At 73.7% G+C, this 14974-nt stretch carries 12 protein-coding genes and 2 tRNA genes; 9 read left to right on the forward strand and 5 right to left on the reverse strand.

The features are described from left to right. Window positions 1-343 precede the first annotated feature (343 nt). The 3 genes from ACFVZH_RS24865 (at window position 344) to ACFVZH_RS24875 (ending at window position 3843) form a co-directional block, all read left to right on the forward strand. Window positions 344-1270, forward strand: a complete 927-nt coding sequence (locus ACFVZH_RS24865; RefSeq protein WP_384900404.1) for a DUF1906 domain-containing protein — start codon at window positions 344-346, stop codon at window positions 1268-1270. Window positions 1271-1496: 226 nt separating this feature from the next. Next, complete coding sequence (locus tag ACFVZH_RS24870; RefSeq protein ID WP_384900406.1) at window positions 1497-2042, forward strand: SigE family RNA polymerase sigma factor; 546 nt, start codon at window positions 1497-1499, stop codon at window positions 2040-2042. 148 nt (window positions 2043-2190) lie between these two features. Beyond that, window positions 2191-3843 carry a long-chain fatty acid--CoA ligase gene (locus ACFVZH_RS24875; RefSeq protein WP_384900407.1) on the forward strand — a complete coding sequence of 551 codons (1653 nt, stop codon included), beginning with the start codon at window positions 2191-2193 and terminating at the stop codon, window positions 3841-3843. 78 nt (window positions 3844-3921) lie between these two features. Here the strand turns inward: ACFVZH_RS24875 and ACFVZH_RS24880 are convergent, their stop codons facing one another. Together ACFVZH_RS24880 and ACFVZH_RS24885 are read right to left on the reverse strand one after the other, a co-directional pair. Next, a complete protein-coding gene (locus ACFVZH_RS24880; RefSeq protein WP_384900408.1) occupies window positions 3922-7857 on the reverse strand; it encodes a PAS domain-containing protein in 3936 nt (1311 codons plus the stop codon). 112 nt (window positions 7858-7969) lie between these two features. Then, entirely contained in the window at window positions 7970-8395 is a 426-nt protein-coding gene (locus tag ACFVZH_RS24885; protein WP_384900410.1) for an SSI family serine proteinase inhibitor, read from the reverse strand. 257 nt (window positions 8396-8652) lie between these two features. On the opposite strand from ACFVZH_RS24885, the gene ACFVZH_RS24890 reads away from it, so the two are divergent. Next, window positions 8653-8743 (forward strand) — tRNA-Ser (locus ACFVZH_RS24890). Window positions 8744-9036: 293 nt separating this feature from the next. Then, a tRNA-Arg gene (locus ACFVZH_RS24895) sits at window positions 9037-9109 on the forward strand. Window positions 9110-9198: 89 nt separating this feature from the next. On the opposite strand, the gene ACFVZH_RS24900 is transcribed toward ACFVZH_RS24895, so the two are convergent. Continuing rightward, a complete protein-coding gene (locus tag ACFVZH_RS24900) occupies window positions 9199-9558 on the reverse strand; it encodes a hypothetical protein (RefSeq protein ID WP_384900411.1) in 360 nt (119 codons plus the stop codon). A gap of 216 nt (window positions 9559-9774) precedes the next feature. Between ACFVZH_RS24900 and ACFVZH_RS24905 the strand changes: the two genes are divergently transcribed. Next, on the forward strand, window positions 9775-9978 hold the full coding sequence (locus ACFVZH_RS24905) for a hypothetical protein (RefSeq protein ID WP_384900413.1): 204 nt from the start codon (window positions 9775-9777) through the stop codon (window positions 9976-9978). A gap of 137 nt (window positions 9979-10115) precedes the next feature. Here the strand turns inward: ACFVZH_RS24905 and ACFVZH_RS24910 are convergent, their stop codons facing one another. Then, a complete protein-coding gene (locus tag ACFVZH_RS24910) occupies window positions 10116-11327 on the reverse strand; it encodes an NAD(P)/FAD-dependent oxidoreductase (RefSeq protein ID WP_384900415.1) in 1212 nt (403 codons plus the stop codon). A gap of 93 nt (window positions 11328-11420) precedes the next feature. Beyond that, window positions 11421-12368: an RNA polymerase sigma factor SigJ gene (sigJ, locus tag ACFVZH_RS24915; protein WP_384900417.1), complete on the reverse strand. Its 948-nt coding sequence runs from the start codon at window positions 12366-12368 to the stop codon at window positions 11421-11423. 121 nt (window positions 12369-12489) lie between these two features. Here sigJ and ACFVZH_RS24920 point away from each other — a divergent pair, with 121 nt between their 5' ends. From ACFVZH_RS24920 to ACFVZH_RS24930, 3 genes are all read left to right on the forward strand, one after another. After that, window positions 12490-13329, forward strand: a complete 840-nt coding sequence (locus tag ACFVZH_RS24920) for a BRO family protein (RefSeq protein ID WP_384900419.1) — start codon at window positions 12490-12492, stop codon at window positions 13327-13329. Window positions 13330-13556: 227 nt separating this feature from the next. Further along, the gene (locus tag ACFVZH_RS24925) at window positions 13557-14429 is read left to right on the forward strand and encodes a DUF2797 domain-containing protein (protein WP_384900420.1); all 873 of its coding nucleotides are present in this window, start codon (window positions 13557-13559) and stop codon (window positions 14427-14429) included. Between the two features lie 195 nt (window positions 14430-14624). Then, on the forward strand, window positions 14625-14960 hold the full coding sequence (locus ACFVZH_RS24930; protein WP_384900422.1) for an antibiotic biosynthesis monooxygenase family protein: 336 nt from the start codon (window positions 14625-14627) through the stop codon (window positions 14958-14960). The last annotated feature ends 14 nt before the right edge of the window (window positions 14961-14974 follow it).

The raw sequence follows: 14974 nt of genomic DNA on the forward strand, positions 1-14974 counted from the left end.
GCGGCGCGGGCGGTTCTTCACTCGCGCCATGAGCACAAGCGCCCGGCCACCCGCCCGACCCGTCCCCGCACCCGCGCCCGACCCGGCACCTGCGCCCGACTCCGTACGCGCGCCCGACCTCGTACTCGCGCCCGACTCTGTACCTGCGCCCGACCCCGACTCCGTACTCGCACCCGATCCCGCACCCGCGCCCCGCCCCGTCCCCGAGGCGTCGTCAGAACCGCTGCCGCCGCCTTCCCAGCCCCCGCCGGTCCAGCCTCCTCCTCCGCCTCTGCTGGCGCTGTCGCCGTCGCCGTCGCCGTCGTCCCGCTCGCGGTCGGCGTCGGCTGCCGGGGTGCGGGCGGTGGTGGCCGCCCTTGTCGTGGCGGTGGCCGGGGCGACGCTCCTCGCTCCGGAGCCGGCCACCGCACGGGTGCGGGCGGGAGCCGCCCGGGCCCCGGCCGGTGCCCCGGCGGCCATGGGCGCGCCCGCGGGCGCCGACGTTCCCGCAGAGCCCGCGCATTTCGAGGGCCGGGCGTTCGACACCTGCGAGGCGCCGTCCCTCGAGGTGATGAAGGCGTGGCGCAGTTCGCCGTACGAGGCCGTGGGGATCTACTTCGGCGGTCGGGGCCGGGGGTGCCCCAAGCAGCGGGAGCTCAGCCGCGACTGGGTCGCCTCGGTGCACGCGATGGGCTGGCGGCTGCTGCCCCTCTTCGTCGGCTCCCAGGCGCCGTGCGTCGTCTCCACGGCCAAGCGGCAGTACGCCATCGGCTCCAGCCCCTCGCAGCAGGGCACCGAGGAGGCGGGTGAGGCGGTACGGGCGGCGAAGTCCCTCGGGCTGTCCGAGAGCAGCCCGCTCTACCTCGACATCGAGGGCTACCGGCGAGGTGACGCGGGGTGCACCGCGACCACGGTCTCCTTCGTCCGTGCGTGGAACCGGGAGGTGCGACGCCTCGGCTACCTCCCGGGCTTCTACAGCAGCGCCGACTCGGGAGTGCAGGACATCGAGGACGAGCGGCGGGCGGGCACGAAGGACATGCCGGCCGTGATGTGGTTCGCGCGCTGGCGCGGTCAGCCCGCGCTGTACGCCGAGCCCGTGCTCCAGGCGGAGGCATGGACGCCGCACGCCCGGATCCACCAGTACGCGGGCGATGTCGCCGAGTCCTACGGCGGTCGCCGGCTGACGATCGACCGCAGCGCCGTGGACGCGCCCGTCGCCCGCCTCGCGACCAGAACCGTGACCGACGCCGCCGCGGCGGCGGCAGCGGCCGCGCCCACACCGGCGCCTTGAACCGCGGTCCGGGCCTCTGCCACGGTCGCGCCCGCGCCGAGGCCCGGGCCGCGCCCGTGTGAAGGGGCTGCCCGCCCCCCGCCCCGGGGTGCGTGACCCTGAGGTGGGGGTGGGGGGCCTCCACCCAGAGGAGGTGGAGGTGTCCCCCTCCCTACAACCTGAGGCGGACCGCGGTTCGGGACCTGGGGCCGATCCGCGCGGGGCGGTCCGCTCCTAGCGTGGAGTCATGACTCCGCCACCCTCTGGCCCCGTCTGCGCCGGTGCCTCGCAGTACGCGTCGTACCCGACCTTCTCCTCGTACGTACGGGCGCGCGGGCCCGTGCTGCTGCGCACCGCGCGCTCGCTGACCGCGAACCCGTCGGACGCGGAGGACCTCCTCCAGACCGCGCTCGCGAAGACCTTCATGGCCTGGGAGCGGATCGAGGACCACCGCGCCCTGGACGGTTACGTCCGGCGCGCGCTGCTGAACACCCGTACGTCGCAGTGGCGCAAGCGGAAGGTCGACGAGGTCGTCTGCGAGGAGCTGCCGGAGCCGGTGGGGCTGCCGGAGCCGGACCCGGCCGAGCGGCAGGCGCTGCACGACGCGATGTGGCGGGCGGTCCTGAAGCTGCCGGAGCGGCAGCGGCAGATGGTGGTGCTGCGGTACTACGAGGACCTGAGCGAGGCGCAGACCGCCGAGGTGCTCGGGGTGTCGGTCGGCACGGTCAAGAGTGCGGTGTCCCGGGCGCTCGGCAAGCTCCGCGAGGACCCGGAACTGACTCCCGTACGGTAGCGAAACCCCCCTCGGCCGGGCCGGTTCGGCCGCTCGTGCCAGTGATCACTGGCAATTTTCGTACTCCCGGGTAGTGACATACCGCGCGGTACGTGCGCAGAATCTGGACACCCTTTCTGCCACGTAGCGCCCACCGGGAGGACGCCCCGTGTACAGCACCATGCAGGACGTACAGCTGACCGTGAGCCGCATCCTCAAGCACGGGATGACGATCCACGGGAAGTCCACCATCACCACCTGGACGGGCGAGCCCGAGCCGCAGCGCCGCACGTTCGCGGAGGCCGGAGCGCGCGCGCACCAGCTGGCCAACGCCCTGCGCGACGAACTCGGCGTCACCGGCGACCAGCGGGTCGCCACCCTCATGTGGAACAACTCCGAGCACGTCGAGGCGTACTTCGCGATCCCCTCGATGGGCGCGGTCCTCCACACGCTCAACCTCCGCCTGCCCCCCGAGCAGCTGGTGTGGATCGTCAACCACGCCGCCGACCGGGTCGTGATCGTCAACGGCTCGCTGCTCCCGCTCCTCGCCCCGCTGCTCCCGCACCTGCCGACGGTCGAGCACATCGTCGTCGCGGGCCCCGGGGACCGTTCCGTCCTGGACGGGGCGGCGCCGCGCGTGCACGACTACGAGGAGCTGATCGCCGGCCGCCCGACCACGTACGACTGGCCGGAGCTGGACGAGCGTGCGGCCGCCGCGATGTGCTACACCTCCGGCACCACCGGGGACCCGAAGGGCGTCGTCTACTCCCACCGCTCGATCTACCTGCACTCCATGCAGGTCAACATGGCCGAGTCGATGGGGCTCACCGCCAAGGACACGACCCTCGTCGTCGTCCCGCAGTTCCACGTCAACGCGTGGGGCCTGCCGCACGCCACCTTCATGACCGGCATCAACATGCTCATGCCGGACCGCTTCCTCCAGCCGGCGCCGCTCGCCGAGATGATCGAGCGCGAGAAGCCGACCCACGCGGCCGCCGTCCCCACCATCTGGCAGGGCCTGCTCGCCGAGGTCACCGCCAACCCCCGCGACCTCTCCTCGATGGCCCAGGTCACCATCGGCGGCGCGGCCTGTCCGCCCTCCCTCATGGAGGCGTACGACCGGCTCGGCGTCCGCCTCTGCCACGCCTGGGGCATGACCGAGACCTCCCCGCTGGGCACGATGGCCCACCCGCCGGCCGGTCTCACCGCCGAGGAGGAGTGGCCCTACCGGGTTACGCAGGGCCGCTTCCCGGCCGGCGTCGAGGCGCGGCTCGTCGGCCCCGGCGGCGAGCACCTGGCCTGGGACGGCGAGTCGGCGGGCGAGCTGGAGGTGCGCGGCACGTGGATCGCGGGCTCGTACTTCGGCGGCATCGACGCCGAGGACATCCGTCCCGCCGACAAGTTCAGCGAGGACGGCTGGCTGAAGACCGGGGACGTCGGCGTGATCAGCCCCGACGGCTTCCTCACCCTCACCGACCGCGCCAAGGACGTCATCAAGTCGGGCGGCGAGTGGATCTCCAGTGTCGACCTGGAGAACGCCCTCATGGCGCACCCGGCGGTCGCCGAGGCCGCCGTCGTCGCCGTACCGGACGAGAAGTGGGGCGAGCGCCCGCTGGCGACCGTGGTCCTCAAGGAGGGTGAGACGGCGGACTACGAGACGCTGAGGGCCTTCCTCGCCGACGAGGGCGGCATCGCCAAGTGGCAGCTGCCGGAGCGCTGGGCGATCGTGCCCGCGGTGCCGAAGACGAGCGTCGGCAAGTTCGACAAGAAGGTCATCCGCAGGCAGTACGCGGAGGGCGGTCTGGACGTGACCGAGCTGTAGCGGGACAGGTCCGGGCAAGGTCCGAGAGGGAACGGACGGGGAACGGGGAGGGCGAAGTCGCCCTCCCCGTTCCCTTCGTCAGTTGGTGCCGATCTTCGCGAGCAGGTCGACGATCCGGGCCTGGACCTCGGTGCTGTTCGCCCGCTCGGCGAGGAAGAGGACCGTCTCGCCGGAGGACAGCTTCGACAGCTCCTCCTCGTCGAGGTCGACCGAGGTGTAGACGACGAGCGGCGTGCGGTTCAGCTGCCCGTTCGCCCGCAGCCAGTCGATGATCCCGGCCCGGCGGCGGCGCACCTGCATCAGGTCCATCACCACGAGGTTCGGCTGCGTCTGCGTGGCGAGCGTGACCGCCTCCGTGTCCGTCGCCGCCCGCGCGACCTGCATCCCGCGCCGCTCCAGGGTGGCCGCGAGCGCGTCCGCGATGTCCTCGTGCTCCTCGATCAGCAGGACCCGGGACGGGTGCTGCTCGCTGTCGCGCGGCGCGAGCGCCTTGAGGAGTACGGCCGGGTCGGCGCCGTACGCCGCCTCCCGGGTCGCCTGCCCCAGACCGGCCGCGAGCAGCACCGGAACCTCGGCGGCGACGGCGGCCTGACGCAGCGACTGGAGCGCCGTCCGGGTGATCGGCCCGGTCAGCGGGTCGACGAAGAGCGCGGCCGGGAAGGCGGCGATCTGCGCGTCGACCTCCTCCCGGGAGTGCACGATCACCGGACGGTAGCCGCGGTCGCTCAGCGCCTGCTGGGTGGAGACGTCGGGCGCGGGCCAGACGAGCAGCCGGCGCGGGTTGTCGAGGGGCTCCGGGGGCAGCTCGTCGTCGACCGGGCGCGGGGCGGGCCGGTTGGCGACCTCGACCGCGCCACCGGGGCCGTCGAGCGGCTCGGGGCCTTCGGCGGAGCCCTCGGCGGGCGCCCCTATGGCGTACGCGCGGCCCTCCGGCGCGGCCGGGACGAGCCCGAGCGCGGCCTCGGGCGAGGACTGCGGGTGCGGCCTCGCCTCGGCCTCGGCCACCGCGGGCAGCGCCGCCGGCACCGGCGGGTCCACCTCGGGCGGAGTGGCGAGCTTCCGCCGCCGCCCGGACCCGTTGGAGGGCGCGGGCGCCCCCGCGGGCGCCCCGGGAACCGCGGCGGGCGGAACGAACGGCACGCCCTGCCCGAGGGTGCGGACGCTGAACGCCCGCCCCTGCGTCGAGTCCTTCGGCATCGGCGCAGGCACCGGCGCAGGCGTCGGCACGTGTGTCGGCATCGGCAGCTCGGGCGGCAGCGGTACGGAACCGGTGCCCGTCCCGGACGCGGTGCCGCTCCGGGTCTCGGGCCCGGCCTCGGGCCGCGGGGCCGGCGGCGTCACGGCCCGGCGGCGTCCGGTCGCCTCGGCCGGCTGCTCGCTCCGGAGCCCGGTCGGAAGCGGCTGCTGGGTCAGCGGATGCGGCTGAGGCGGAGTGTGGTCGGCGCCCGGGACACCCCGTACCGCCTCGTGCTGCCCCTCGTCGGAGACCGGCAGCGGCCCCATCGGCCCGGCCATCGGCGCGGACATCGGGGCGCCCATCGGCGTGGACATCGGCGTGGACATCAGGGCGGGCGAGGACACGTCACCGGGAACGGCCACCGCACCGGCACCGGCCTCGGGCAGGGCACCGGGCACGGGCACGGCGGTCATGGGGTGGGCGGCCGCGGGAAGGGCCGGAACCGGTTCCGGCTCGCGGTCGGCGTCGGCCGGCGGCAGCGCGAACGGCGTCCGCGGCCCGGCGTCGGCCGCTGCCGCACGCTCCTGCGCGGCGGCCAGCGCCCTGCGCCGCCGCCCGCTCGGCTGCTCCGCGGGCACGTCCTCGCCGGACGCCACGGCCGGCAGGGCCCGGGCCAGGGCGGGCGCCCCCGTCGGCTCGACGGCGACCCCCTGCGGGGGCACGGCGGCGCCGAGCGCGGCCCGCCCCTGCGCGCCCTCGGCGGCGGTCACCACGGAGCCCTCGGCGGGACGGCCCCGACGGCGTCCGGTCGGCTCCACGCGCCCCGCGGGCTCCAGGGCCCCGGCAGCCTCGCCCGGGACCGCGACAGCGGCGTCCGCGGCCGCGTTCTGCTGGGCCGGGATCAGCTCGGCCGGAGCGGCGGCCTCTCCCGTACGGGCTCGGCGGCGCCCACTGGGCTCGGCGCCGACCCGGGTGTCCCCCTCGGGCGCGACCGCGCTCTCCAGGAACGCGTCGGTGGAACCGCGCCGGGCCCGCCGACGCCCCCCACCGGAGGTGTCCGAGGCGGAGACCGGGTACGCGTCCGAACCGGACCCGGAAACCCCGTCGGCACCGGCACCGGCAGCCGTACCTGCTCCCGTACCCGTGCTCGTCCCCGTAGTGGACGCGGTGGCCTGCGCCGGCAGGGCGAGGGCCTCGCGGCCGGCCCGGCCCCCCGGAGCGTCGCTCCTCGGCGCGGGCGCGGGGACCGTGCCCCGCCCGGCGCCGAGAGGCACCTCCAGGACGTACGCGCCGCCGGTCGTCCCCGGCACCTCGTGGGTCTGCACGACACCGCCGTGCGCCGCCACGATCCCGCGCACGACCGGACCGTGGACCGGGTCGCCGCCCGCGTACGGGCCGCGGACCTCGATCCGTACGACGTCACCGCGCTGTGCGGCCGCGACGACGATCGTCGAGTCGGCGGGCACGGCGCCCTGGGCGGTGGCGCGGTTCTTGCCGGTCGCGTCGACGCCGGCGACGTCCGCGACGAGGTGCGAGAGCGCGGTCGCGAGCCGGACCGGGTCGACTTCGGCCTCGATCGGCGGCGCGTGCACGGCGAACTGCGCGCGGCCGGGCCCGATCAGCTCGACGGCCCCGTCGATGCCGGCCGTGACGACCCCGTCGAGGAGCGCGACCCGCTTCTCGAGCTCCTCCGTGCCCGCGTCGAGGCGCTGGTAGCCCAGAACGTTGTCCACGAGCGCCGTCATCCGGGCGTACCCGGCGGCGAGGTGGTGGAGCACCTGGTTGGCCTCGGGCCACAGCTGCCCGGCGTCGTCGGCGGCGAGGGTGCCCAGCTGGGTGCGCAGCTCCTCCAGGGGCCCGCGCAGCGACTCGGCGAGGACGGCCGTCAGCTGCTCGTGCCGGGCGGCGAGCGAGGCGTACTGCTCCTGCTGAGCCTCCCGTTCGGCGGCGTGCCGCTCCGCGCGGTCGGCCAGTTCGGCCGCGTGCCGCTCCGTGTGGTCGGCCAGCTCGGCGGCGTGCTGCTCGACGAGCTCCTCGTACGGCCTGCGGTCGGTGAAGGTCATCACCGCGCCGACGAGCTGGTCCCCGTCCCGCACCGGAGCGGTCGTCAGGTCGACCGGCACCCGGTCGCCCTTCTTCGCCCACAGGACCTGCCCGCGGACCCGGTGCTTGCGGCCGGACTTGAGGGTGTCGGCGAGCGGCGAGTCCTCGTACGGGAACGCCTCGCCGTCGGCGCGCTTGGCGAGGATCAGCGGGTGCAGTTCCTGCCCGCCGAGCTCGCCGGCCCGGTAGCCGAGGATCTGCGCGGCGGCGGGGTTGACGAGGACGACCCGGCCGTCGGTGTCCGTGCCGACGACGCCCTCGGCCGCGGCGCGCAGGATCATCTCGGTCTGCCGCTGCGAGCGGGCGAGTTCGGCCTCGGTGTCGAGGGTGCCGGTGAGGTCCCGCACGACCAGCATGAGCAGTTCGTCGCCGGTGTAGCCGCCGTACGAGTCGTACGCCTCGCGGCCGTCCTCCAGGCTGGCGCTGGTCACCTCGACGGGGAACTCGCTGCCGTCGGTACGGCGGGCGATCATCCGGGCCGGCTTCGTGCGGCCCCGCTCGTCGGTGCCCTCGGGGCGTCGCATCGAGCCCGGGATGAGGCGCGAGTCGAACTCGGGCAGCAGGTCCAGCAGGCCGCGCCCGACGAGCGCGGTGCCGGGCGTCTCGAACATGCCGAGGGCGATCGTGTTGGCGTTGACGACCGTGCCGTTGCAGTTGACGAGCACGAGGCCGTCGGGAAGGGCGTCGAGTATCGCTGCGAGGCGAGCAGCGCCTCGGGATGGCCTGCTGCTCACGACGACGCTTCCTCCCAGACACACTGCACGTGCTTGCCCTTCGACCGCGGCCCCATCTTGCCCCTCGGGCCGCAGCCTGTCACTGAAGGGAGTCTAAGGGAGCCCGCGGCCGTCATCCCCGGACGAGGGGAAGGACCGGCTCCAGGTTCTGCCAGCGGTCGATCTCGCAGCCGTTCGCCCGGGAGAAACGGGCGTCGACCTTACGGCCCTGCCAGGTGCCGGTGACGTGCGCGACGGCGGGCCCGCCGTACACCTGCGTACAGAGCGCGTCCTGCGGAACGGCCTTGAACGGGTTCGCCTCCTCCTTCGCCAGCTGCTCCAGCCGTTTGCAGGCGTCCTCGGCGGCCGGGTGGTTCCCCACCGCCCGGTCGTCACAGTTCAGCTCGAAGATGCCGTCCGCCGCGGGATATCCGCTCTGCTCGACCTTCACGGTCAGCGTGTCGGGCGCCGACAGCAGAGGCAGCGGCGGCAGCGGACCGAAGCCGGCGGTCCCGGCGGCGGCGGTGGCGAGGGTCGCGAGGGCGAGGCGGCGCAGCATACGGATCTCCAGAAGCGCGGGGGTGACGGCGGGCGCAGGCGCACACCGCGCCCGCCCCCTCTAACGCTCCGGGCGCCACGGCGTTGCGCAAGCGGGGTGCGCCGGGCGGGGCGGACCCGGTCCCGGCGGCGGGCGCGTCCCGGCCGCAGGGCTTTGCTCTGGACCCCGTGTGCCTAGTACGGTGAGAATCGATTGGTGACAGCCGGTTCGCCTGTGTCATCATCTGCACGCACCACCCGCGTATGCGCGAGGTGCATGGAGGCGTCGCCTAGTCCGGTCTATGGCGCCGCACTGCTAATGCGGTTTGGGCCTTCAAGCCCATCGAGGGTTCAAATCCCTCCGCCTCCGCCCCACATCGAAGCCCCGGCCCCCAAGGCCGGGGCTTCGTTCGTTCCACCCCCACCCACCGGCCCCGCAGTCCCCCATGTGACCCCGGTCTCTTTCCCCTCGATCCCCGCCCCCCAAAGCCCTCTCCCACCCCTTCCACCCCCACCCCTCACTCCCTCCCCATCACGGCGTTTCCGCAGGTCACAAGGGGTGAGGCCAATGGATTTCACATGACGGCGGCAGTCATGTAATGTTCTTCCTGTCGCCGCGAGCGGGTCGAAAGACCGGGGAGCGAAGACAAAAACTAAAAACAAGCACTCGTAGCTTAACGGATAGAGCATCTGACTACGGATCAGAAGGTTGCAGGTTCGAATCCTGCCGAGTGCACACAGATCAAAGGCCCCCTGGACATCGTCCAGGGGGCCTTTGACATCAGCAGGTGACATCAACATCCTGCCGCTTGTCCTCGGCTCGGTTCAGAAGCCGCTGCAGGTGGCTGCCGCCGATGGACCCGAAGCGGTGGCTGTCTTTGGCGAGTCGTTGTCCACAGTCACCGAGCACGTGGCCGTACCTCCCGACCCGCTGAGACTGATGAGTAGGGATCCGCCCTTCAGGAAGCCCTTCGTCTTCAGGGTCTTCCGCCATGGCAGCTTCTCGACAGTCTCGGATCTTGACGAGATGCCATCGTCGTTCCAGGAGGAGTAGGCGATGGTTACGTCTCTAGCGTCGCCAGTGACCGCGTACTCCACGGTGACTTCTTTCGACACCTCGTTGGAGATGCCCGCGATGGCGGCTACACACCCACCTGCCGCCAGCAAGACCAGGATGAGCAGCACCCATGGCCACTTCCGCCGCTTCTTTCTTGGCGGTGCTGCTCCATAAGGTGCACCACCGCCCGGCGGAGACTGCCAGCCTGCCCCGGCCTGAGGCTGCTGGGCACCCTGCCCCCACGGCTGCTGATACGGATCTGGGCGGGGCTCCTGCCCCGATGGGGGTTCGTTCATGTGATCAGAGTCCGGCTACGCGCTCAGACGCGCGACTCCGCTTCCGTCGTGAAGGCCGACGCCGACACCCTCGCCAAGGCCGCCGAGACCACTCCCGATGCCTGCTGCGGCACCACGGCCTGCTGCACCCCCGACGAGCTGGCGCTGGACCCGGCACAGGCTCCTGAGCGGGCCAAGGCGGCAGCCGCTGCTCGTGCGGCGCCTGAGGGCCCCTGGGCGCGCGGGTTCGGCGCTGCGCGCATGCTTCGGTGATCGAACCGGTGGTTGCCCGGCGTGGGTTCACCGTCGGGCGGCAGGGCGACAGAGCGGAAGAGGCTGCCGGGCTTCGTGAGGAAGAGGCCCTGGGCGGGAGTCCGGGGCCTCTTGCGTGGGGTGGGGGCGTTGGGGGGTCAGGCTGCGGCCTGGGCCTGGGCCTGGGCCTGGGTGGGGCGGGGGGTGAGGGTGCGGCGGCGGCGGGTGGGGAGGGCGAGGGTGGGGTTGGCGGCGCCCCAGGCGGCGCCCTTGCAGATGATCTCCTTGTAGAAGGCGGCGAGGCGGCCGGTGAGGGCGGACCGGACGGCCCGGTCGTCGGCGGTGACGTACTGGATGAGGCCCTCGCGGCGGCCCAGTGAGATGCACTGGTTGAAGTAGCGGATCGGGGTGCTGGGGACCTTGCCGCCGGTGAGGCGGGCGGCGATGGCGTCGGCGGCCTGCCAGGCGGTGGGGGTGCCCGAGGCGCACGACATCCGGAGCGGCTTGTCGCCGGGGCCCATGGCCAGGGCCGCGTCGCCGATGGCGTACACGTCCGGGTGCGAGATCGAGCGCATGGTGTCGTCGACGACGATCCGGCCGGTGTCGGTGACGTCGAGGGTGGTGGCCTTCGCGAGGGGGTGGACGGCGAAACCGGTGGTCCACACGGTGACCGCGGCGGGCACGGATCCGCCGTCGCCGGTGACGGCGCGGTCGGCCTCCACGGCGGCGACGGAGGTGTGTTCGTGGACGGTGACGCCCAGTCCGTCGAGGACCTTCCGCAGGTGGCGGGCGCCCTTGGGGGAGAGCCAGTCGCCGAGTGCGCCGCGGGCGGCGAGGGCGACGTCCAGGTCGGGCCGGGCCTCGGCGATCTCGGTCGCGGCCTCCAGGCCGGTGAGTCCGCCGCCGACGACGAGCACCGGCTGTCCGGCCTCCAGGCGGGCCAGGCGCTCGCGCAGTCGGAGGGCTCCGGGGCGGCCGGCGATCTCGTGGGCGTACTCGGTGGTGCCGGGGACGCCCTGGTCGGTCCAGCCGCTGCCGAGGGCGTAGACGAGGGTGTCGTACGCCAGCTCCTCGGCCGACCCGTCGGCGCCGTCCGCGGCCACGACGGAGACGGTCCTGCGGTCGACGTCGACGCCGGTGACCTTCGCCAGCTTCAGCTCGACGCCGGTGCCGGCGAACATCTCGGCGAACGGGCGGGGCCTGAGCTCCTGGCCGACGGCCAGCTGGTGCAGCCGGACGCGCTCGACGAAGTCGGGCTCGGCGTTGACGAGGGTGATGGTGACGTCGTCGCGGTGCAGCCGCTTGGCGAGGCGCCCGGCGGCGATCGCTCCGGTGTATCCGGCTCCGAGGACGATGATTCGGTGCTGCATCTCCATGCTCCTGTCTCGCGCGGTTTCGCCCCTTGAACCGGGCAGCCCGCCGTTTCCTGACAGGAGTGCGGTGTGAAGCACGTCACACCGTCGTCAGAAGGCCGTGTCGATCAGCGGCTCCCCGTGTTCGGCAGCCGCCCAGTGCCGGGTCGCGCGGTCGAGCTTGTCGGGGTTGACCTGGTTGCGGAACGCGGTGATGCCGTCGGGGGTGACCTCCAGGCACATGATTCCGATGACCCGTCCGTCGAGGACCGCCACGGCGGCGGGGGCGCCGTTGGCGGTCGTCGCGTAGACGGCGGGGGAGCCGCCGACGATGTTGCGCTTGGCCACGCCGGGCTTGAACAGGCCCCGCATGAACTTCGCGACCGCGATGGCGCCCTCGAACGCGCCGGCCCGGGCCGGGACCTTGCCGCCGCCGTCGCCGATCGCGATGGCGTCCGCGGTGAGGAGCCGTACGAGCGGCTCGGTCCGGCCGGTGGTGGCGGCCGCGAGGAACTCCTCGACGATCCGCCGGGCGGCGGCCTCGTCGATCTCGGTGCGGGCCTTGCCGTCCGCGACGTGCTTCTTGGCGCGGTGGAAGATCTGCTGGCAGGCGGCCTCGGTGAGGTCGAGGATCTCGGCGATCTCCCGGTGCGGGTAGCCGAACGCCTCCCGCAGCACGTAGACGGCGCGCTCGTTCGGGGAGAGGCGCTCCATCAGGGCGAGGACCGCGTACGACACCGATTCGCGCTGCTCGGCCGTGTCGGCGGGGCCGAGCATCGGGTCCCCGGCGAGCAGCGGCTCGGGCAGCCATTCGCCCACGTAGGTCTCGCGGCGGGCGCGGGCCGAGGTGAGCTGGTTGAGGCACAGGTTGGTGAGGACCTTGGTCAGCCATGCCTCGGGCACCTCGACGCGGTCGACGTCGGCGGCCTGCCAGCGCAGGTAGGTGTCCTGCACGGCGTCCTCGGCCTCGCTCGCGGAGCCGAGGAGGCGGTAGGCGATGGCTTCCAGGCGGGGCCTGGAAGCCTCGAACCGGTCCACGTCGTTCAAGGTCAGAGGCATGGTCCGGATCCTAGTCCGCGGTTTCCCCGCGACACGGGAACCCCTTTTGGGTGAACCTGTCTTATTTGCATGTCAGTTGAATATGCCTTCGTCCTAGCTTGCGAGGCGGAGGTGATGATCGATGGACGCGATCGACATCGATGACGTGGTGCACGTGGCGACCGGGGCCCGCCTGCGGCGGCTGACCGCGCCGGACGGGTCGTACTGGTTCCCCGTCGCGGACGTGGCGAAGCGGCTCGGGTACACCGGGTCGCGGGAGGCGCTGCGGGGTGCGGCGCTGCCGCCGGGGTGTCTGGCCGCCGCCCGGGAACTCGCCGGGAGCGAAGGGATACTCGCCCGGTGCGGCATCCGGGCCTCGGCGCGGATGGTGAGCTTCCAAGGGCTCGTCCAGCTCGTCGGGGCCTGCCGCAGACCCGAGGCCGGGCCGTTCCGGGCATGGACGGCGGGGGTGGTGGCGGCGGTGCAGCGGGACGGGGGCTACTGGCTCGAACCCTCGCCGGTCCACTCCGGGTTCCTGCTGCCGCCCGACCTCGTCGACGTCCTCGTACGGCTGGAGGGGCGGTTCGACGAAGAGGCGGCCGCCCGAGCCGAGTACGACGACCACACCGCCTACGCGGAGCTGCTCCGCGAGACCCGGTGCAGCCTCTCAAGGGTCGCCGACTCCCTTGAGCGGCTCGCCGTGCCGCGCCAGCGCACCACGGACTCCGCCGTCGAACAGCTCACCCCGCAGGAACTCGTCGAGTCCTGGGCGATCACCGGGGACGTGCGGACCGTCGCCAGCTGCCTCGCGCCCGCCCTCGTCCGGGGCGGGGTCCGCTACCGGCCCCAGGACGTCACCCTCCGCACCGGCCTCTCCCGCGAGCGCGTCCGGGACTGCGTACGGCTCCTCATCGAACGCGGCTGCATGCGGGAGGTGGGCGGCCCCGACCCCGACGGGGCCCGGATCTACGTCCTGCCGTGAACGGGGCGGTCCTCGCCGGGGCCGGGCTTCTGCCGGGCCGGGCTTCTGTCGAGCCGGGCTTCTGCCGGGCCGCACTTCGGTCGGGTCGCGCTTCGGTCGGGCCGGTCTCCGCCGAGGGGCTTCGGGCCGGGCGTCGTGAGTCCGGCTTCGGCGGTCTGTCTCCGTCGGGCCGGGCTTCGGCGGGTGTGGCGGAGACTGGACGTCCGGGGGCGTGAGGAGGAGCGGGCGTGGAGTGGCGGTGTCGGGGGCTCGGCTGGGCCGGCGGGGTGCCCGGGTTGCGGTGGCGGGGCGGACGGGTCAGCGCCCTCGGTTACGGGCAGGAGCTCGCGTTCCGGGCCGTCGGCGTCCGGCGGTGCCCGGGGGCCCGGGGGAACCCGTGCCCGCTGGAGGCCGTGGTGCCCGGGCGGGCGACCGGCGGGCGGTGTCCGGAGTGCGCGCGGCTCGACCGGGCCCACTCGGTCGCCGCGGACACCGTCGCCGACGACCCGCAGCCGTACCGCGTCTATCTGGCCTGGTTCGGCCCGGGGATGACCAAGGTGGGGATCACCGCGGAGGCCCGGGGCGAGGCGCGGCTCCTGGAGCAGGGGGCCGTCACGTTCAGCTGGCTCGGCCGCGGGCCTCTGATGGCCGCCCGGCGCACCGAGGAGGTGCTGCGGCAGGCTCTGGGCGTGCCCGACCGGGTGGCGTACGAGCGGAAGCGGGCCGTGCGGCACGCGCTCCCGCCCGCCGGGGACCGGGCCCGTGAGGTGGAGGAGCTGCACCGGCGGGCCGGTGCCGTCGGCGGCTGGACGGAGACGCTGGAGCCGCTGGAGTTCACGGCGCGCGACCACGCCGACGCCTTTCACCTCGACGGCCTGCCGCCGCTCGCCGGCACGGTGACGGAGCTGGTCGACGGCGGCGTCGTCACCGGTCGGCTGCTCGCCGCCGCCGGGCCGGACCTGCACCTCCTGGATCCGGGTGGGCGCTGCCTCGCCCTGGACACGCGGGTCATGGGGGGCTGGGCCCTCCAGGGGGCCGGGGAGGGCGCGGAGTTCTCGGTGCCGGTGGCACCGGTGGCCGCCGTGGCCGACCCGGGCGCCGCTCAGGGGGAGCTCTTCTGAACCCGGGCCTCCGTGCCCGTTCCCGTCTCCGCAGGGCACTCCGGCCCGTCTCCGTACGCGCACCCCGGTCCGTCTCCGTACGCGTCTCCGGCCCGTCCCCGCAGGGCCTCCGGCCCCGTACCCCTTCGTAAAGTCTTGGATCCCTTTGGCCAGGGCCCGTGGACATCGGTGCCCGGCCGCAGCGAGGGTGATCACATGACTCCGAAGCTGGTGGCGGGCCTGGAACCGCCCTACTACACCGCCGTGTTCACCTCCGTCCGGCCCGACTCTCCCGAGGGCTACGCGGAGACGGCCACCCGTATGCGGGAGCGTGTCGAGGGGGTCCCGGGTTTCCTCGGCTACGAGTCCGCCCGGACCCCCGGCGGCATCGGCATCACGGTGGCCTACTTCCGTGACCTGGAGGCGCTGGACGCCTGGCGGCTCGACAGCGGGCACCAGGCGGCCAAGGCGCACGGGCGGGAGCACTGGTACGACAGCTACAGCGTCCACATCGGCAAGGTCGAGCGGAGTTACAGCTTTGACCGGGAGTAGCAGCGGGAGCGGCA

It is taken from the genome of Streptomyces sp. NPDC059534, from assembly GCF_042743475.1.
In the GTDB taxonomy this organism is placed as follows: domain Bacteria; phylum Actinomycetota; class Actinomycetes; order Streptomycetales; family Streptomycetaceae; genus Streptomyces.